The 18337-nt window shown below is 60.6% G+C and carries 16 protein-coding genes and 1 riboswitch; of the genes, 14 read left to right on the top strand and 2 right to left on the bottom strand.

What is annotated here, in order from left to right:
- Positions 1-21: 21 nt before the first annotated feature.
- Positions 22-1863: an ABC transporter ATP-binding protein/permease gene (locus AB4Z13_RS09045; RefSeq protein ID WP_113319827.1), complete on the bottom strand. Its 1842-nt coding sequence runs from the start codon at positions 1861-1863 to the stop codon at positions 22-24.
- Positions 1864-2010: 147 nt separating this feature from the next.
- Positions 2011-2088: riboswitch (SAM riboswitch) on the top strand.
- Between the two features lie 47 nt (positions 2089-2135).
- Between AB4Z13_RS09045 and metA the strand changes: the two genes are divergently transcribed.
- From metA to AB4Z13_RS09015, 6 genes are all read left to right on the top strand, one after another.
- Positions 2136-3059, top strand: a complete 924-nt coding sequence (gene metA / locus AB4Z13_RS09040) for a homoserine O-acetyltransferase MetA (protein ID WP_113319826.1) — start codon at positions 2136-2138, stop codon at positions 3057-3059.
- Positions 3060-3199: 140 nt separating this feature from the next.
- A complete protein-coding gene (locus AB4Z13_RS09035; protein WP_113319825.1) occupies positions 3200-4222 on the top strand; it encodes an aldose epimerase family protein in 1023 nt (340 codons plus the stop codon).
- Positions 4223-4338: 116 nt separating this feature from the next.
- Complete coding sequence (locus tag AB4Z13_RS09030; protein WP_113319824.1) at positions 4339-5112, top strand: GntR family transcriptional regulator; 774 nt, start codon at positions 4339-4341, stop codon at positions 5110-5112.
- On the top strand, positions 5109-6140 hold the full coding sequence (locus AB4Z13_RS09025) for an SIS domain-containing protein (RefSeq protein ID WP_442205964.1): 1032 nt from the start codon (positions 5109-5111) through the stop codon (positions 6138-6140). Before AB4Z13_RS09030 ends, AB4Z13_RS09025 begins: the two co-directional genes overlap by 4 nt.
- Positions 6140-7291, top strand: a complete 1152-nt coding sequence (gene nagA, locus AB4Z13_RS09020) for an N-acetylglucosamine-6-phosphate deacetylase (RefSeq protein ID WP_439016842.1) — start codon at positions 6140-6142, stop codon at positions 7289-7291. The genes AB4Z13_RS09025 and nagA overlap by 1 nt, the downstream gene beginning before the upstream one ends.
- Before the next feature lie 13 nt (positions 7292-7304).
- On the top strand, positions 7305-8033 hold the full coding sequence (locus AB4Z13_RS09015; protein WP_037101955.1) for an SIS domain-containing protein: 729 nt from the start codon (positions 7305-7307) through the stop codon (positions 8031-8033).
- Positions 8034-8162: 129 nt separating this feature from the next.
- Here the strand turns inward: AB4Z13_RS09015 and efp are convergent, their stop codons facing one another.
- Positions 8163-8732 carry an elongation factor P gene (efp, locus tag AB4Z13_RS09010; RefSeq protein WP_037101953.1) on the bottom strand — a complete coding sequence of 190 codons (570 nt, stop codon included), beginning with the start codon at positions 8730-8732 and terminating at the stop codon, positions 8163-8165.
- A gap of 150 nt (positions 8733-8882) precedes the next feature.
- On the opposite strand from efp, the gene epmA reads away from it, so the two are divergent.
- From epmA to AB4Z13_RS08970, 8 genes are all read left to right on the top strand, one after another.
- The gene (gene epmA / locus AB4Z13_RS09005; RefSeq protein WP_439016841.1) at positions 8883-9947 is read left to right on the top strand and encodes an EF-P lysine aminoacylase EpmA; all 1065 of its coding nucleotides are present in this window, start codon (positions 8883-8885) and stop codon (positions 9945-9947) included.
- Complete coding sequence (locus AB4Z13_RS09000) at positions 9944-10996, top strand: lysine-2,3-aminomutase-like protein (RefSeq protein ID WP_439016839.1); 1053 nt, start codon at positions 9944-9946, stop codon at positions 10994-10996. Before epmA ends, AB4Z13_RS09000 begins: the two co-directional genes overlap by 4 nt.
- A 264-nt stretch (positions 10997-11260) precedes the next feature.
- Positions 11261-11512, top strand: a complete 252-nt coding sequence (locus AB4Z13_RS08995; protein WP_112564399.1) for an acyl carrier protein — start codon at positions 11261-11263, stop codon at positions 11510-11512.
- Positions 11512-12693 (top strand): acyl-CoA dehydrogenase family protein, encoded by a 1182-nt coding sequence (locus tag AB4Z13_RS08990; protein ID WP_439016838.1) that lies wholly within the window; start codon positions 11512-11514, stop codon positions 12691-12693. The genes AB4Z13_RS08995 and AB4Z13_RS08990 overlap by 1 nt, the downstream gene beginning before the upstream one ends.
- A 4-nt stretch (positions 12694-12697) precedes the next feature.
- The gene (locus tag AB4Z13_RS08985) at positions 12698-13606 is read left to right on the top strand and encodes an amino acid--[acyl-carrier-protein] ligase (protein ID WP_439016837.1); all 909 of its coding nucleotides are present in this window, start codon (positions 12698-12700) and stop codon (positions 13604-13606) included.
- On the top strand, positions 13597-14577 hold the full coding sequence (locus AB4Z13_RS08980; RefSeq protein WP_442205963.1) for a DUF1839 family protein: 981 nt from the start codon (positions 13597-13599) through the stop codon (positions 14575-14577). Before AB4Z13_RS08985 ends, AB4Z13_RS08980 begins: the two co-directional genes overlap by 10 nt.
- 16 nt (positions 14578-14593) lie before the next feature.
- Positions 14594-17068 carry a glycosyl hydrolase 2 galactose-binding domain-containing protein gene (locus tag AB4Z13_RS08975; protein WP_439016835.1) on the top strand — a complete coding sequence of 825 codons (2475 nt, stop codon included), beginning with the start codon at positions 14594-14596 and terminating at the stop codon, positions 17066-17068.
- Positions 17069-17114: 46 nt separating this feature from the next.
- Complete coding sequence (locus AB4Z13_RS08970) at positions 17115-18293, top strand: glycosyltransferase family 4 protein (protein WP_439017284.1); 1179 nt, start codon at positions 17115-17117, stop codon at positions 18291-18293.
- Positions 18294-18337 lie beyond the last annotated feature (44 nt).

The following is an 18337-nucleotide window of genomic DNA, read 5'->3' as shown; positions in this document are numbered from 1 at the left end:
CACTTCTTCTACTGGAATTGATCAGAGCGCCGGGGCACGAGCTGTCGCGGCGCTTGATCCTGCGACGGATGCTACCGGTTCTTCATCGGATTTCGAAGGCAGCGCCAGCAGATGCAGTATGCGCGGATGCAGCGCTTCCAGATAGGTCTCCGAGCGGCCGATATAGATCATGCCGGTGTCCGGCATCGTGGTAAGCAGCTTCGTCATAGTGCGCTGCCATTCCGGCTCCATGCCTTCGAGCACTTCGTCGAAGACGGCCCAGCGCGGCTTGACGAGGAGCAGGCGGGCAAAGCCGATAGCCTTCTGTTCATCGGCATCGAGAAGCTTGTCCCAGCGCGCGCGGCTATCGAGGCGGGCGACCAGGGAATGCAAGCCGGCAGCCTCAAGTGCGGCTTCGATGGCCGCGGTGTCATAGGCTTCGGGTTTTTGGGGGAATGCGATCGCCTCGCGCAGCGTTCCACCCGGCACATAGGCAACCTGGGGGATGAACAGGATGTCGTCAATCGGCGGCAGGCCTATTGTGCCTTTGCCGCAGGGCCAGAGGCCGGCCATGGCCTGGAAGAGCAGGCGGCGGTTCACGCTGTGATCGCCGTTGATCATGACCTTTTCGCCGGCCCTGATCGTCACATCCGTTTCGCGCATCTGGAAGCCGCCGCAATCGTCGATATCCTCGCCAAGCTTGGCAACGATGACGATATCCTTCAGCGTCAGCCTGTCGGGCGCGGTTTCCTCGTAGACGATTGCGTCCTTCAAATCGAAGTCATCATCCATCTCCTGAAGCGCCTGGCGGAAATCGGTGACGCGCATCAGCGTGGCGCGCCATTCGGCAATCGGGCCGAAGTTGGCGACATACCAGCGCAGCGCCGTATTGACCTGGTTGAAGGCGCCGACCGACATCATCAGCTGGCCGAATGTGAGGCCGCCGGAGAAATAGGCGGGGGCTGCAACAATGATCGGGATAACGATAACCAGCCAGCCATAACCCGCCGAGACCCAGGTCAGGTTGGTATTGGCCATGGCGAGCCGCTTGATGACGGTAAGGACGTTGCTGATATCGCCGTTGATGCGTTTGCGCTCGTTCTCTTCGCCACGCGCCACTGTTATCGCCGGCATATTCTCGTTGGCATGCATTAGCGCAAAGCGCAGTTCGGCTTCCTTCGAGAATCGGTCGGCATTGAGCTTGACGAGCTTGCGGCCAACGACCTGGCTCAATAGCGAGGCCGATGCGGCGTAGAAGATCGCCGCCCAGACCATGTAGCCGGGGATGGTGAAGCTGTGGCCGCTGATATGGAAGATGAAACCGCTCGAAAGCTCCCACAAGACGCCGATGAAGCTGACGAGCAGAATGGTCGATTGCAGGAGGCCGAGAGCGAGGTTGGTGGTGCTTTCGGCAAGATTGCGGGAATCTTCGTGAAGACGCTGGTCCGGGTTAACGCCGAGGATGCCGATGGTGGAGAGCTTGAGGGCGCGCTTGCGCTCCAGCCACTGATCGACGAGATCGCGTGAGAGGCCTTCGCGCATGTAGAGGGCGGTCATCTGGTTCAGCCATGCCTGCAACACGTTGAGCAGCAACAGCGCACCGGCGATCATCGCGAAGACTTCGAGCTGGCGGAAGAACTCGCCGAGATCACGACGCTCGAGGGAATCGTAGAAAGGGGCGTTCCATTCGTTGAGGATCACCTGTCCATAGGCGGTCATCAGGATGATGACGACAAGCAGGATCGCAAGTCCCACGACCTTGCCGCGAACCTGCGAATTCCAGAATGCGGAGAACATCACTCCAAGCCGATATGTCAGGCTGAGATCATACCCCACCCGGTCCTGACTCTGGATGCCCTTCCCCCCTTTGACGTCATTTTTCATTATTTTTTCCAAAATCGCCCATCACACCATTAATAACATGGGGGCGTTACTGGTCCATCAACAGATTCCACCACCCATAAAGAAAGCGTGATGGCTTGTGCAGCTGTCTCTATTGACAGTTGATTCGCAGCGCGACTGGCGCTAATTAGGATGCCTCGTGGTGATTTGGCCGGCCGGCTTGCAGCCACGTTAAATAAATCGCTAAAGGGCCGCGTGCGGACCGGTAGCGATTCTTTCGCCGCCGGTTTTTTATTTTGATCGAGTTGACCGCAATGCCCATCAAGATCCCCGATACGCTGCCTGCCTTCGAAACCCTCGTGAACGAGGGCGTGCGGGTGATGACCGAAACGGTGGCGATCCGCCAGGATATCCGCCCCTTGCACATCGGGCTGCTCAACCTCATGCCGAACAAGATCAAGACAGAAGTGCAGATGGCGCGCCTGGTGGGCGCTTCGCCGCTGCAGGTGGAATTCTCGCTGATCCGTGTCGGCAACCACAAAGCTAAGAACACGTCTGAAGAACATCTGCTCGCCTTCTACCAGACCTGGGAGGAAGTGAAGCACCGCAAGTTCGACGGCTTCATCATCACGGGCGCGCCGATCGAGACGCTGCCTTACGAGGACGTTACCTATTGGAAGGAAATGCAGCAGATTTTCGACTGGACGCAGACAAACGTCCATTCGACCATGAATGTCTGCTGGGGTGCGATGGCGGGGATTTATCATTTCCACGGCGTGCCGAAGTATGAACTGAAGGAAAAGGCCTTCGGCGTTTACCGCCACCGTAATCTCAAACCCTCTTCCGTTTATCTCAACGGTTTCTCTGATAATTTCGAGGTTCCGGTGTCGCGCTGGACCGAGGTGCGCCGGGCCGACATCGAGAAGGTCGACGGCCTCGAGATCCTAATGGAATCGAGTGAGATGGGCGTCTGTCTCGTCCACGAGCCGAAGGGTCGGCGGCTTTATATCTTCAACCATGTCGAATATGATTCCACATCTCTTTCGGACGAATATTTCCGCGACGTGAATGCTGGCGTGCCGATCAAGATGCCGCACAACTACTTCCCGCATAACGATCCGGCGCTTGCGCCGCAGAACCGCTGGCGCAGCCATGCGCATCTGCTTTTCGGCAACTGGATCAATGAGATCTACCAGACGACGCCCTACGATATCGAAGAGATCGGCTCGGACATCTGAGCGCCACCGGTCCAGTTTAGAAATGATCCGGTCGCATTTCTGCGACGGCATTTTGTTTTCCGGCCCTGCCCGGTTGCGGTTTGCGGCGAATGGGGGCAGGTTCCGGTTCCTGAATTCTAGGGATGGAGTAAGCGTCGATCATGACGGACAAGTTGGAACGGGAAGTTTTCGGACAGACGAAGGACGGGGAGACCGTCCATCGCGTCGTCATCCGCGGCGGCGGACTGACGGTCAAGGTATTGAGCTGGGGCGCAGTAATCCAGGATATCAGCCTCGAGGGCCATAATGCCCCGCTGGTGCTCGGCTTCGAGGATTTAGGCAGCTACCTCGCGCATTCGCCTTTCTTCGGCGCGACACCGGGACGCTGTGCCAACCGCATCGGCGACGGCAAGTTCACGCTCGACGGCAAGGACTACCAGCTCGAACTGAACGAGAAGGGTGTCACGCATCTTCATGGCGGCAGTAACAATATCGGTACACTCGTTTGGACGATCGTCGAGCACGAGACCGACCGTGTCGTGCTGAAGATCGTCGATCCCGATGGCCGCGCCGGTTATCCCGGCAACTGCACGATCCAGGCGACCTATCGCGTGCATGGCAATGGCGAGCTTTCCGTCAACTACGAGACGACGACGGACCAGCCGACGATCGCCAATGTCTGCCAGCACTCCTATTTCAATCTCGATGGCCGGGAGGATGCGCTGGCGCACGACATCATGATCGCTGCCGACCACTATCTGCCGACCAATGAGAAGCAGATACCGACCGGCGAGATCCGCTCTATCGAAGGCACCGCGTTCGATTTCCGCGCGATGGCGCCGATGAAGCGTTTCGCCGGTCAGGAGCAGGCGCTCTACGATCATAATTTTTGCTTCTCGAGCGAGCGCACGGCCAAGCGCTCCGTCGTACTTGCCCGCAGCCTGCATTCCGGCGTCTCGCTGGAAGTGCGCACGACCGAGCCTGGCGTACAGTTCTATGCCGGCTTCAAGCTCGGCGTGCCGGTGCCGGGTCTCGGTGGCCGCAAGTATGCGCCATTCGCAGGCTTCTGCCTGGAAACGCAGATCTGGCCCGACGCCATCAATCATGCAGGCTTTCCGAACGCGGTTCTGCGTCCAGGGGAGGTGCTGCGGCAGGAAACGGATTACATCTTCACGAAGAACTGAGATCACCCATCCGTCAGGATCAATGAAAACCCTCGCGGTGTCCCGCGAGGGTTTTTCTTTTTGGTGAAGCGAATCCGACTTGCCGATTGGTTCTAAATAGGTTCTATTATGCGTCCATGGATAGAACCAGTCTGATAGCGGAACTGAATGGTCGTGGGCTGCGCGATGAGGCGGCAACGGGGCCGCTTTACAAGCGGCTGGCGCAGGCGCTCACGGGCCTCATTCAGGAAGGTCTGCTGAAGCCCGGAACAACGCTGCCCGGCGAACGCGATCTGGCGGAAGCCCTGAAGCTTGGTCGCGTGACGGTTCGGACAGCCTATCGCGATCTCATGACATCGGGTGCGCTGGAATCGCGCCACGGCAGCGGCACCTTCGTTTCAAGCAAGGTGGAGCGCATGGAGCAGTCGCTATGGCGGCTTTCCTCCTTCTCGGCGGACATGCGCTCGCGCGGACGCTCGCCGGCGGCGAAGATCCTGTCGCGTACCATCAACAATCCGTCTCCCGAAGAATCCTTCCTGCTCGGCCTCGGTGTCGATGAGCCCGTGCTGCGGCTCGACCGCCTTCGTCTGGCTGACGGGCTGCCCCTCGCCATCGAACGCGCGGTCGTGCCGGTCAAGTTTCTCGGCGAGGATGCCGGCGGTGAAGGCTCGCTCTATGATGCGCTCGCCCAGAGCGGCCACAAGCCGGTGCGCGCCATGCAGCGGCTGACCGCCGTCACGCTCGATCCTTCATCGGCGGCTATCCTCGATGTCAAGGCCGGTGCGCCGGCGCTTCTGATCGAACGCGTTTCACGCCTGGAAGACCAGCGCGTCGTTGAATACACCCGCTCGCATTATCGTGGTGACGCCTATGATTTCGTCGCCGAACTGAGAATTGGAGATGACCTATGAGTGAGAACCAGTCGTTGATGCTGCAGGAGGCGGGCCAATCGCCCGAAGTGGTCGCTACCCTGCTCGAAAAAGAAAAGCCGGTCTTCGCAGAAATCGCTCGGCTGTTCTCGTCCGCCCGCCCGAGCGTCGTCACGACAGCGGCGCGCGGCTCTTCCGACCATGCTGCGACCTTCTTCAAATATCTGTTCGAGATTACCTGCGGCGTGCCGGTCGCCTCGATTGGGCCGTCTATTGCTTCCGTTTATGGTGCCTCCCTGCATCTGAAGGGCGGCATCCATTTCACCGTTTCACAGTCGGGCGCGAGCCCTGACATCGTGGCGCTGCAGGAGGCGGCCAAGAAGGGCGGGGCGACGACGATTGCCGTCGTCAACGTCACTGACAGCCCGCTCGCCAAGCAGGCCGATCTCGTTCTTGGCCTCAATGCCGGTGCTGAAAAGAGCGTTGCGGCGACCAAATCCTTCATCGCATCTGTTGCCGCCCTCGCTGGCGTGACGGCTGCGATCAGCGGCAAGGCCGATCTGCAGGCGGCGCTCGAGAAGCTTCCGGCCGCTCTTTCCGCGACGTCCGGCATCGAAACCAAGGCAGCCGAGGATGTGCTGTTCAATGCCGCCTCACTTTATACCGGCGGCCGCGGCCCGGCTTTCGCCATCGCTCTCGAGGCGGCCCTGAAGGCCAAGGAGACAGCTGGTCTTCACGCTGAGGCCTTCTCTCTTGCGGAACTGATGCACGGCCCGATGCGCCTCGTACAACCTGGCTTCCCGATCATCGGTTTCGTGCCTGAAGATGCCGCCTACGACAACAATGTAAAGGCGCTGGAGCGTCTGCAGAAGCTTGGCGCTACCACCGTGCCCTTTTCGACGAAGCCGCTCGCCGGCGTCAATCTGCAGGTTCCGACGACCGGCAACGGTCTCGTCGATCCCCTGGTTTCGCTACTCGTCTACTATCGCCTGATCGAGTCCGTCACCCGCCGGAAGGGCTTTGATCCGGACAAGCCGGCCAACCTTCTCAAGGTGACGGAGACCGTCTGATGACCCGCAAGATCTTCACCGGCGCGCGTATCTTCGATGGCGAACGTTTCCATGATGAACGGGCGCTAATCGTCAAGGACGGACGCGTCGAGGCGATCGTCGGCCCGAATGATCTGCCCGAGGGCGAGGTCGTGATACTGGCAGGCGGCGTGCTGTCTGCCGGTTTCATCGATGCGCAGGTCAATGGTGGTGGCGGCCGCATGCTGAACGACGAGCCGTCGCCGGGTTCGATGTATATGATCGCCGACGGGCATCGGCCGTATGGAACGACGGCGCTGCTGCCGACGCTGATTACCGATACGGCAGAAGCGACGGCCGCCGCGATCGAGGCGGCGAAGATTGCGGTGAAGACCAACCGCGGCGTTGCCGGCCTGCATCTGGAAGGTCCGCATCTGGCGCCGGCGCGCAAGGGTGCACATCTCGCCGAGCTGATGCGTCCGGTCGAGGACAAGGACGTCAAGGGCTTTATCGCCGCGCGCGAGGCGATCGGCACGCTGCTCGTCACCATGGCGGCGGAACAGGTGGCAGTTTCGCAGGTGCGCGAACTGAGCGAAGCGGGCGTCATCGTCAGCATCGGCCATTCCGACAGCACCAGTGAGGCGGCGGAAGCCCGCTTCGATGCCGGGGCTCGCGGTGTGACGCATCTCTTTAACGCCATGAGCCAGCTGGCGCACCGCGCGCCGGGGCTCGTTGGTGCGGCGATCGATCATCCGGCGGTCTGGTGCGGTATCATCGCCGACGGCCATCATGTCGATCCGAAGGCGTTGCGCACGGCGCTGCGTGCCAAGCGCGGCGAGGGCAAACTTTTCTTTGTGACCGACGCCATGTCGCTGGTCGGCTCGCAGATGGATACGTTCACGCTGAACGGCCGCACCGTGCGACGCGAAAGGGGCGGCTTCTGTTCGAAACTGGTCCTTTCGGACGGCACGCTAGCGGGTTCGGATGTCGACATGGCTTCAACGATCCGCTACGGCGTCACCTATCTGGAACTGACGCTTGCCGAGGCACTCAGGATGGCGACGCTCTATCCGGCGCGTTTCCTTCGGCTTGCCGATCGCGGCCACCTTTCGCCAGGCGCGCGCGCCGATCTCGTGCATTTCACCGATGCAATCGAAGTGACGGCGACCTGGCTAAACGGCGAAGCGGCTTGAAGGAGAGCGGCGGATGAGTGACATCACGGACGCGTATTTCTCCAATCTGATCGGCCGGCTGGAAGAGTTGAAGCGGGCACTGGCCGAACCAATGGCGCAGGCCGCCGCCGCGATCCTTGAGGCTGCCCGTGGCGACAAGCGTGTCTATGTCTTCGGCACCGGCCATTCGCATATGCTGGCGGAAGAGGTGCATTACCGTGCCGGCGGACTTGCCTTTACCGTGCCCGTTCTCGTCGGCTCGGCCATGCTGCATGAGGGTGCGGTCATCAGCTCGGTCTATGAGCGCACCCAAGGGCTGGTGCGGCCAATGCTGGAGCGTTACGGCATGCAGCCGGGTGATGTGATCATCATCGCCTCCAATTCAGGCGTGAATGCCGCGCCGATCGAGGCGGCCGACTACGCGCGCGAGATCGGCGCCAAGGTGATCGCCATCACCTCGATCGCCTATTCGACGGCGATCGCCAATGGGCGCCGGCGGCTTGCCGATGTGGCCGACGTGGTGCTGGATAACGGGCTGCCGCCGGGTGACGCCGTTCTTGATCTCGATGGCACGGGCCTTCGGGTCGGGCCGGTCTCGACGGCTGTGGGCGTCACCGTCATCAATGCCATCTTTGCGGATGTCGCCTCCGAGCTTTCGAAATCGGGCGATGCGCCTGTTTACCTCAGCGCCAACATGCCGGGCGCTGCAGAAATCAATCAGAAGCTGGTGAAGAAATACCGGCCGCGTAACCCGCATCTCTGAGCGGGAGGCCGGCGTTTTTGCCGGTCTTTGTCTATTGGCGCTGCCGGAAGCGAATGTGTATTTCCGATCAAATGAAAACGGCCCGAAGCGGTTGCTTCAGGCCGTCCGAATGTCTGGAAACTGATGCAATCAGTTCTTGGCGCGCTCGACGTAGGAATTGTCTTCCGTTGCAATGACGACGCGGGTGCCGGCATCGATATGCGGCGGAACCAAAGTGCGGATGCCATTCGACAGGATCGCCGGCTTGTATGAGGAGGATGCCGTCTGGCCCTTCACGACCGGTTCGGTCTCAACGATCTCGAGGGTGACGTGGCGCGGCAGTTCGAGCGCCAGCGGAATACCTTCGTGGATCGACAGGATGCAGGTCATGCCTTCCTGGAGGAAGGCCTTCTGGTCGCCCATGGTGTCAACGTCGACGACGACCTGATCATAGGTGGCCGGGTTCATGAAGTGGAAGCCTTCGCCGTCTTCATAAAGGTACTGGAAGTTCACATCTTCGACGAAGGCGCGCTCGACCTGCTCGGTGGTGCGCCAACGCTCGGAAACCTTCACGCCGTCAACGATGCGGCGCATGTCGACCTGGGTAACCGGCGTGCCCTTGCCCGGGTGGAAATTCTGAGCCGTGAGAACGACGTAGAGCTTGCCGTCGACATCGAGAACGTTGCCCTTGCGGACCGAAGAGGCGATGACCTTGACCATAAGACTTCCTTGTAAGTCGGCTTTCGGCGTCGTAGAGGACAGTCAGAATGGCCCTGAAGACGCAAAATGTTTTTTCTTCGGGGCGGCACTAACCTAAAATCGCGTAAATAGCCACCCCATCCCGGCCGAATCCGGCAAGGAAAGCGTTGAATGAACCTCACGAGCGCCACAGCGTCTCCCTGGTGGACACCATCAGTGCATGCCGATCGCCGCCCGTTCCTTATCGGGCGTAACGCGATCCAGTCAGCGCTGCGAGGTTATTTCGCCCGTGAGGATTTCATCGAGGTCGATACTGCGACGCTGCAGGTGTCTCCAGGCAACGAGGCGCATCTGCATGCCTTTGCGACGCAAGCGCTGACGACGGACGGACAGGCTGCGCCCTTCTACCTGCACACGTCGCCGGAATTTGCCTGCAAGAAGCTTTTGGCCGCCGGTGAAGAACGCATCGCCTGCTTTGCGCATGTCTATCGCAACCGCGAGCGCGGGCCGCTGCATCATCCTGAGTTCACAATGCTCGAATGGTATCGGGCGGGCGAGAGCTATGAGAGCCTGATGATGGATTGCGTGCGTATGCTGGCGCTCGCTGCCGAAACGGTGAAGACCGCAACGCTTACCTATCGCGGCGCTGAGTGCGATCCCTTCGCCGGGCCGGAGCGCATCAGCGTTGCAGAAGCGTTCGGTCGCCATGCCGGCATCGATCTTCTGGCTTCTGTATCTGCTGACGGCTCGACCGAACGCGAGCATCTTGCCGCGGAAATGCGGCGGGTCGGCATGCGCGTTGCCGATGACGATCATTGGGCTGATCTCTTCAGTCGGGTGCTGGTGGAGAAGGTCGAGCCTTATCTCGGCTTTGGCCGTGTCACCATTCTCGACGAATATCCTGTTTCAGAAGCGGCTCTTGCGCGGCCTTCGGCGCGCGATCCGCGCGTAGCGGAGCGCTTCGAGTTCTATGCGTGCGGGGTCGAGCTTGCCAACGGCTTTGGCGAACTTACAAATGCCGCCGAGCAGCGGCGCCGTTTCGAGATCGAGATGGCGGAGAAGATGCGGGTCTATGGCGAGACCTATCCGCTCGACGAGGATTTTCTGGCGGCGCTGGCGGTCATGCCGGAAGCGAGCGGCATCGCGCTCGGCTTCGACCGGTTGGTGATGCTGGCGACAGGTGCATCGCGGATCGATCAGGTGCTCTGGGCGCCGGTCGCGGAGTACGGCCGATGAATGTCATGCGTCCGATCAAGAGCGTCGACGATCTCGTCAGGGCGGGGCTGGTCGAGGACACGGAGCGACTGGCGCTCGATGAGGTCGCCGCGCGCTATGCCATCGCGCTGACACCTGCCATGGCAAGGTTGATCGATTATGCCGATCCGGCCGATCCGATTGCCCGTCAGTTCGTGCCCGATGTGGCGGAACTCGTTACCACGCCCGAGGAACGGGCCGACCCCATCGGGGACCATGCGCACAGCCCGGTCGAGGGCATCGTGCATCGCTATCCGGACCGCGTGCTGTTGAAGGCCGTGCATGTCTGCCCGGTCTATTGCCGCTTCTGCTTCCGGCGCGAGATGGTGGGGCCGCAGGGGCTCGGCATGCTCGATCCGGCGGCGCTGGCTGCAGCCGTCGACTATATCCGCGGGCATGGCGAGATCTGGGAAGTGATCCTGACCGGCGGCGATCCGCTGGTGCTTTCACCAAGGCGTCTCGGCGACATTCTAAGCGAGCTTGCTGAGATCGAGCATGTGAAGATCGTGCGCTTCCACACGCGCGTGCCCGTCGTCGATCCGCAGAAGATTGATGCGGAGCTGATTGCGGCGCTGAAAGCGAGTGGCAAGACTGTCTATGTCGCGCTTCACGCCAACCATCCGCGTGAGCTGACGACTGAAGCACGCGCCGCCTGCGCCCGGCTGGTGGATGCCGGCATCGTCATGGTCAGCCAGTCGGTGCTCCTGAAGGGCGTCAATGACGATCCCGACGTGCTGGCAGAACTTATGCGGGCCTTCGTCGAGACGCGCGTGAAACCTTATTATCTGCATCATCCGGACCTTGCGCCCGGCACCAGCCATTTCAGGCTGTCGATAGAAGAGGGGCAGAAGATCGTTGCCTCGCTTCGCGGCCGCATCTCCGGTCTCTGCCAGCCCACCTATATTCTCGATATTCCCGGTGGTTACGGCAAGGCTGTCATCGGTGCGAGCGCTGTGAAGACGACCGGGGAGGGCTGCTACTCGGTGTCGGACTATCGCGGCGGCGAGCATTCCTATCCTCCTGCCGGTTAACGCAAAAGCGTGCTCCCGGCGTACCATTTCTGCACTCGATACAGCCGGGGCCATTTACTGCCGGTCGTCTCGGGCCACATCAAACTATTGATAGGAATGAAGTATTAGGCCTCAAGCGGGCATTATTTGTAAAATACAAAGTATGAATGATAGTCATATTTAACTAATTACATTAGCGGAATTTTCTGTTTTCCGCACTAAAAGCACTCCCATGAAAAGGCGATGAATGCCGGCTCAGGATCATGAAAATCTGGAGTTAATGGGATGAACAAGACAATCCGCGACCTCGTAGCCAAGTTCGGTAAGCTTCCTGTTCCTGTTGATCAGGTTGCCGACGATGCGGATCTCTACGCTGCGGGTCTGACGTCCTTCGCCTCGGTGCAGCTCATGCTTGGCATCGAAGAGGCATTCGATATTGAATTTCCTGACAATCTCCTGAACCGCAAGTCCTTCGCAAGCATCTCGGCGATCGCCAAGACGGTCGATCTCATCCGGGATAGCCGAAAGGTCGCCTGATGAACTTCCCGGTCAAGATCACGGAAGACAGCCTGGTCGCAAGGGCTGCCCGGGTCGCAGAAATTGCGGCAAAACATGCGGATGCCGTCGATTTCGAAGGCCGGTTCCCGCAGGAAGCCGTCAACGCGATGAAGACCGAGCGCCTGCTCGGCATCCAGATTCCCCGCCATCTCGGTGGCGAGGCCGCTTCCATCACCCAGATCGCCGAATTGTGCTCGATTCTTGGCCAGGCCTGCGCGGCAAGCGCGATGGTCTTCGCCATGCACCAGATCAAGCTTTCGAGCCTCGTCGAACACGGCGTCGACAGCGAATGGCATAGCGCCTTCATGCGCCGTATCGCCGCCGAACAACTTCTGATCGCTTCCGCCACCACCGAAGGTGGGATCGGCGGCAATCTGCGCAACAGCATCTGCGCCATCGAAATCGACGGCGATATCTGCAGGCTGCAAAAGGATGCGACCGTCATTTCCTACGGCTCGCATGCCGATGCAATTCTCATCACCTCGCGCAGCCATCCGCAGGCCGCTTCTTCCGATCAGGTGCTGACTGCCTTCCTTAGGGATCAGTACACGCTCGAAAAGACGCATATCTGGAACACGCTCGGCATGCGCGGTACCTGCTCCGACGGCTTCCTCTTCAAGGGCGAAGCGCCGGCCGCACAGATCCTGCCGAAGCCCTTCGCTGAAATCGCTGCGCAGTCGATGCTCGCCTCCTCGCACCTGCTCTGGAGCGGTGTCTGGTACGGCATCGCGGTCGATGCCGTTTCCCGCGCACAGGGTTTCGTGCGTGCCGCTGCCCGCAAGTCTCCCGACGCCACGCCGCCCGGCGCGCTTCGCCTCGCGGAGGTTTCCAACCTCCTGCAGATGGTGAAATCGAACGTCGTTGCCGGCCTCAAGGCCTATGAGGATGCCAAGGTTGACGGCGACAAGCTCTCGTCGATGGGTTTTGCCGTGGCGATGAACAATGTGAAGATCGCCTCTTCGGAAACGATCCTGGAAATCGTCAATCATACCATGCTGATCTGCGGCATCATGGGCTACAAGAACGGTACGCCCTTCAGCCTCGGACGTCATCTGCGCGATGCCCATTCCGCACAGCTCATGATCTCGAACGACCGCATCCTCGGCAATACGTCGAGCATGCTCCTCGTCCATAAGCAGGACACTAGCCTACTGGGGTAAAGCCATGGATATGCAGACTTCGTTTCTGGACCGGCTCTTCGAGTCTGGTCTGCTGATCGATACCGGCGTTGACGGTCTTTATGGCCGCAGCGGCCAGTTCGAAGATGTCATCGCTGCCTTCGAGCGGCTGATCGACAAGTTCGGCGGCGGCGATGGCGCCGAAGCGATGCGCTTTCCGCCCGGCATGAACCGCGCGCTCTTCGAAAAGAGCGGCTACATGAAGAGCTTTCCGCAGCTTGCCGGCACGGTGCACAGCTTCTGCGGCGCCGAGCTCGACCATATGAGCCTGCTGCAGTGCATGGAAGTCGGCGAGGACTGGACCAAGGACCAGAAGGCGACCGACATCGTGCTGACGCCGGCAGCCTGCTATCCGCTTTATCCGACGGTCGCCAAGCGCGGCAACCTGCCGGCCAAAGGCGGTCTCTTCGATCTGCAATCCTATTGCTTCCGTCATGAGCCTTCCAAGGATCCGGCCCGGCAGCAGCTTTTCCGCATGCGCGAATATGTCTGCATGGGCACCGAGCAGCATGTGACCGATTTCCGCCAGAGCTGGATGGACCGCGGTGTCGAAATGATGAAGCAGGTCGGTCTCGACGTGACGATCGACGTTGCCAACGACCCGTTCTTCGGCCGTGCCGGCAAGATGATGGTCAACAACCAGCGCGACCAGAACCTGAAGTTCGAGCTCTTGATCCCGATCACCTCCTCTGCAAACCCGACGGCCTGCATGAGCTTCAACTATCATCAGGACTCGTTCGGCGTGAAGTGGGGCCTGAACCTTGAAGACGGCAGCGTGGCCCACACCGCCTGCGTCGGCTTCGGGCTGGAGCGCATTGCGCTCGCGCTCTTCCATCATCACGGCCTTGACGTCAAGGAATGGCCGGCAAGTGTGCGGAAAGTCCTGTGGGGCTGAGCGGCTCGATGACATCGGTCTTTGCGGGTATCGATCCCGATACCTACAAGGCGCATGCGCTGCATTCCGGTGAGCGCATGTGGCCGGAGACCAATTGCTACATCGATCTCTGGATCGAGGTTCTCTCGACCTTCGGTGTTGCGCCGGAAGCGATGCTCGGTTTCACGTTGACCCAGGATTTCGAGGGCGACCAGTTCACCTTCTTCAAGGTGCCGCTGGAGGATCTCGAAGCGCTCTACGGCATTCGCGCCACCGAGCTTGCGATCTACGACCGCGTCGAGCGACATATCGAGGTGCAGATCGCCCGCGGGCGGCTCTGCCTCATCGAGATGGATTCCTTCTACATGCCAGATACGCGCGGCACCGCCTACCGGCAGGAACATGGCAAGACGACGGTTGCGATCAACCGGCTGGACTTTGCCGGCAAGCGTGTCGACTACTTCCATAATGCCGGTTATTTCCGCATCGAGGGCGAGGATTTCGACGGCTTGTTCCAATCCCATCTGACGGATGAGGATGCGCCGTTCCTGCCCTATACCGAATTCGCCAAGTTCCCGGAACGCCCTGTCGGCGAAGCACATCTGCGCGAGGTTTCGCGGCGGCTCCTGGGCTTCCATTTCCATCGCCGCCCAAGCGCCAATCCGATCCGCGCCTTTGCCGAGGTCTTTCCGTTGCAGGTTGAGGCAGTAGCCGATCGGCCCTTCGGTTTCTTCCACAAATATGCCTTCAACACGCTGCGGCAGGTAGGTGCGAATTTCGAACTCGCGGCCGATCATCTGACTTGGCTTTCAGCCGGCGAGTTTGGTGTTGCGGCCGGAGAGGCGCGCCGGATCTCGGAAGTGGCGAAGTCGGTTCAGTTCCAGCTTGCCCGCGCCGTCACCCGCCGCAAGTTCGAGCCTTTGAAAGCGGCACTTGATCCGGCAGCCGATGCATGGGATTCGATGATGGCATCGCTCGCGGAGCGAGTCTGAGGCCGGAGATCTGACCATGCGGGGGCGGTTGGCAAGCATCGGGGCTGAGGAAAGCTTGCTTTCCGAAGGGTGGAATCTGGTTCTGACCGAGCCTGGCGCCTGCGCGACACCCCACGACATCCATCTTTCGGCGCAGTTCATTCCTGCACCTGTTCCCGGCACCGTTGCAGCGGCGCTCGAAAGAGCAGGGCTGTTCGACCGGGAAAATCCACAGCCGCTGAACACCAAGGATGCCTGGTACCTGACCCGCCTCTTCGATACGGAGCCGGGTGAGGCGATCCTGCGTTTTGAGGGGCTGGCGACGATCTGCCATGTTTTTCTCAACGGCCAGGAAATCCTCTTTTCCGAGAGCATGTTCACTGCGCACGAAATGCCGGTGACGCTGACAGGCGGTGATGAACTGGCGCTCTGTTTCCGGGCGCTTGGCCCTCGTCTGTCGGAGCCGGGGCCGCGTGCTCGCTGGCGACCGCAGATGATTACGCCTCAAGGGCTGAAGAATGTCCGCAACACACTGCTCGGGCATATGCCCGGCTGGTGTCCGGAGATCCATGCCGTTGGGCCGTGGCGGCAGATTTCGCTCGTGCGCCGGGGCGTGGCCTCGGTCGATCATGTTTCGGTGCGCGCGGTGTTGGAGGAAAACGGCGCGGGGCGACTCAGCGTTTCGCTTTATACCGCTGGCGAAGAGCCGGTGATGCTGTTGCGTTGCGCCGGCGCCGAGCAGGGTTTCGAGAAGATCGGCGATCGGCATTATTCGGCGATTCTCAAGCTTTCCGACATCGAGGCGTGGTGGCCGCATACGCATGGTGTGCCGCATCTCTATGATGTGACGCTGGTTATCGATGGCGAAGAACATTCGCTGGGCAAAGCCGGCTTTCGTCGTATCGAGGTTGAGCATGGCGCTGATGGCAATGATTTCGCGCTTGTCATAAACGGCGAGCAGGTCTTCTGCCGCGGCGCGGTCTGGACAACGGCCGATATCGCACGGCTGCCTGGCGAGCGGGCCGATTACGAGCCCTTCCTGCGGCTTGCTGCCGAGGCTGGCATGAACATGATCCGCATCGGCGGTACCATGGCCTATGAAACGCCTGACTTTTTCGCGCTCTGCGATGTGCTCGGGCTGATGGTCTGGCAAGACTTCATGTTCGCCAATTTCGACTATCCGAAGAATGACAAGGCTTTTATCGGCCATGTACATACCGAGGTGGAAGAGTTTCTGCATGGCGTACAGCTCTCGCCCTCGCTTGCCGTGCTCTGCGGCGGCAGCGAAATCCACCAGCAGGCGGCGATGTTCGGTCTGCCCCCGGATTTCTGGAGCGGGCCGATCACCGACGAGATCATCCCGGCGATCTGCCAGCGCATGCGGCCGGATGTGCCCTATGTGCCGAATTCGCCCTATGGCGGGGCGATGCCCTTTTCGCCCAACGCCGGCGTGACGCATTATTACGGCGTCGGCGCCTATATGCGGCCACTCGAGGATGCGCGCCGCGCCGAGGTGCGCTTTGCGGCCGAAAGCCTCGCCTTTGCCCATGTGCCGCAGCAGCGGACCTTGCAACGGCATCTCGACGTGCCCCCAGTTCACAGTCCGCTCTGGAAAGAGCGGGTGCCGCGCGACCGCGGTGCTTCCTGGGATTTCGAGGATATCAGAGATTTCTATCTCGGGCTTCTCTACGATCTCGATGCGGCCAGGCTCCGTCGAGAAGACCCCGAGCGTTATCTCGATCTTTCGCGCGCTGTGACGAGCGAGGTGCTGGAGGAGACTTTTGCCGAATGGCGACGCAAGGGATCGTCCTGTAATGGCGCGCTCGTCTGGACCCTGCAGGATCTGTTGCCAGGTCCCGGCTGGGGCGTGATCGACTCAACCGGCGAGCCGAAGCCTGTCTGGCATGCAATGCGCCGCGCCTTCCGTCCGGTGCAGGCGGTTTTTACGGACGAGGGGACGAACGGCCTCTATGTCCACGTCATCAACGAAACGGATAAGGTGGTCGCTGTCGAACTCGATGTCGCCTGCCTGCGCGAGGGGCGCCAGCAGGTCGCGAGCGGCAGCAAGGCTTTCAATCTCGACCCGAGAAGCGTGGAGCGTATCGCTTGCACCGATCTCTTCGGCGGCTTCTTCGATGCGACCTATGCCTTCCGTTTTGGCGCGCCGTCGCATGACGTCAGCGTTGCCTGGCTGCGGTCGACGATGGACGGAGCGTTGCTCGCACAGGCTTTCCATTTTCCGCGAGGCCGAGCCAAAGCCTTCCACGACGCGACGATCGAGGCATCTTTCATGCGTGAGGGCGATGATTGGTTCATCACGCTTGCGACCGACAGGCTGGCCCAATCTGTCCATATCGATGTCGAAGGCTACCGGGCGGAAGAGGACTGGTTCCATCTGGCACCGGGCCCTGCCAAGCGAGTGAAGCTCATCGCCGCTGCGGGCACTGATGGCGATGCATTGCCGGCAGGCGAAATCAGGAGCGTCGGCGCCGCGCGCCGTTTCGCGCTTTAAGGGCTAGGGAGCGGTCATGACCATCAGAGTGCAGGCGGAAGAGGCTCTGCGGGGCGTCTATCGGAGCGTGCGCGGGCATCTGCTGCAGCGGCTTATCGTCAAATCGCGGCTTGCCTTCAATCCGCGCCGGCCGGTTGAGATTGTCGGCTATCTGTCGATGGCGGCGGGTGTAGGCGAATCCGCGCGACTTTGCGTTGGTGCGCTTTCGCGGGCGGGCCGTGAGATCATGCTGGCTGATGTCAGCACGCATCCGGATGAAGGCAAGCTGGTGGAGTGGGCATCTACACAGGTTTCCGACGGCCAGCCGGGAAGCCGCATATGGCATCTCAATCCGCCCATGCTGCCGCGCGCGATCCTGAAGAAAGGCCTCGGGAATTTCACTCGTGCCTTCAACATCGGCTACTGGGCCTGGGAGCTTGAAGTGGTGCCGGCGGAATGGCGCAATGCCATGCACTATATGAGCGCCGTCTTCGTTCCCTCCGAATTCACCAGGCGAGCAATCGCGCCGCATACGACTGCACCTGTCATTGTCGTGCCGCACCCTGTTACCGAGCGGCCGGCGGCTGACGGTATCAGGCAGAAATTCGGAATTGCCGAGGATGCTTTCCTCGTATCGTTCATCTTCAGTGCCGGCTCCTCGATCAACCGCAAGAACCCGCAGGCGGTGATCGAAGCCTTCAGGCTCTTCAGCGCCGAATGCCCCAATGCCTTCCTGCTGATGAAGGCGAGCGGCAACCCGGCCAGGGACGAGACGCTTCGGGCACTCATGCAGTCCGTGGAAGGCGACCGCAACATCCGGATCGTTACCGACAATCTGGCGAGTTCGGAGATCAACGGCATTATCCGCGATTCCAATGCCTATCTTTCGCTGCACCGCTCGGAGGGCTTCGGCCTGACGGTGGCTGAAGCGATCATGCACCGCACGCCCGTCATCTCGACAGGATGGTCGGGCACGGCCGATTTCTGTGATCCCGACAATACCTGGCTGGTCGAGCCGTCGCTCATTCCCGTCGTCGACAGCCATCCGGAATTTGCCGATCTCAAGAATGCCGTCTGGGCCGATCCCTCGCCAGTGGCCGCGGCAGCGCATCTGAAGAGCATCTATTCCGATTCTGATGGTGCGAGGCGAAAAGCGGAGGGGGCTCGGACCTATCTGATGCGCCATCTTGCCGAGCACAGTTATGACAAGGCGCTTTCGAGGCTTTCGACGATGCAGGCGAGCTAAGCTGAGTGCCTCACTCCCCTTTATTTTAACGTTTCCAATTTAGA

The sequence above is a fragment of the Rhizobium sp. YAF28 genome (assembly GCF_052113285.1).
Taxonomy (GTDB): Bacteria; Pseudomonadota; Alphaproteobacteria; order Rhizobiales; family Rhizobiaceae; genus Rhizobium.
This window is presented reverse-complemented; position numbering and strand designations above follow the sequence as displayed.

Coding starts and splice junctions, on each gene's coding strand:
- AB4Z13_RS09045 (WP_113319827.1), bottom strand. CDS start 1,863: ATGAAAAATGACGTCAAAGGGGGGAAGGGCATCCAGAGTCAGGACCGG.
- metA (WP_113319826.1), top strand. CDS start 2,136: ATGCCCATCAAGATCCCCGATACGCTGCCTGCCTTCGAAACCCTCGTG.
- AB4Z13_RS09035 (WP_113319825.1), top strand. CDS start 3,200: ATGACGGACAAGTTGGAACGGGAAGTTTTCGGACAGACGAAGGACGGG.
- AB4Z13_RS09030 (WP_113319824.1), top strand. CDS start 4,339: ATGGATAGAACCAGTCTGATAGCGGAACTGAATGGTCGTGGGCTGCGC.
- AB4Z13_RS09025 (WP_442205964.1), top strand. CDS start 5,109: ATGAGTGAGAACCAGTCGTTGATGCTGCAGGAGGCGGGCCAATCGCCC.
- nagA (WP_439016842.1), top strand. CDS start 6,140: ATGACCCGCAAGATCTTCACCGGCGCGCGTATCTTCGATGGCGAACGT.
- AB4Z13_RS09015 (WP_037101955.1), top strand. CDS start 7,305: ATGAGTGACATCACGGACGCGTATTTCTCCAATCTGATCGGCCGGCTG.
- efp (WP_037101953.1), bottom strand. CDS start 8,732: ATGGTCAAGGTCATCGCCTCTTCGGTCCGCAAGGGCAACGTTCTCGAT.
- epmA (WP_439016841.1), top strand. CDS start 8,883: ATGAACCTCACGAGCGCCACAGCGTCTCCCTGGTGGACACCATCAGTG.
- AB4Z13_RS09000 (WP_439016839.1), top strand. CDS start 9,944: ATGAATGTCATGCGTCCGATCAAGAGCGTCGACGATCTCGTCAGGGCG.
- AB4Z13_RS08995 (WP_112564399.1), top strand. CDS start 11,261: ATGAACAAGACAATCCGCGACCTCGTAGCCAAGTTCGGTAAGCTTCCT.
- AB4Z13_RS08990 (WP_439016838.1), top strand. CDS start 11,512: ATGAACTTCCCGGTCAAGATCACGGAAGACAGCCTGGTCGCAAGGGCT.
- AB4Z13_RS08985 (WP_439016837.1), top strand. CDS start 12,698: ATGGATATGCAGACTTCGTTTCTGGACCGGCTCTTCGAGTCTGGTCTG.
- AB4Z13_RS08975 (WP_439016835.1), top strand. CDS start 14,594: ATGCGGGGGCGGTTGGCAAGCATCGGGGCTGAGGAAAGCTTGCTTTCC.